The following is a 234-nucleotide window of genomic DNA, read 5'->3' as shown; positions in this document are numbered from 1 at the left end:
AAGTCACCCTGCTGACTCCGGGGATGGAAAAAGACGGCACCATGAGCGACTTTGGTATTCCGGCCAGCATCGTGGCGAAATACCTCGACGAACATGGCATCGTTGTTGAGAAAACCGGTCCGTATAACCTGCTGTTCCTGTTCAGCATCGGTATCGATAAGACCAAAGCACTGAGCCTGCTGCGTGCTCTGACTGACTTCAAACGTGCGTTCGATCTGAACCTGCGTGTGAAAA

General features: G+C 52.1%; 1 pseudogene. It reads left to right on the top strand.

Annotated features, from left to right (window positions below):
* Nucleotides 1-234, top strand: a pseudogene (locus tag QP119_RS11725) (hypothetical protein); the annotation flags it as partial.

Source organism: Corynebacterium frankenforstense (assembly GCF_030211955.1).
Lineage (GTDB): Bacteria > Actinomycetota > Actinomycetes > Mycobacteriales > Mycobacteriaceae > Corynebacterium > Corynebacterium frankenforstense_A.
Note: the sequence above shows the minus strand (reverse complement) of the source record. Positions and strands in the feature narration are given on the sequence as shown.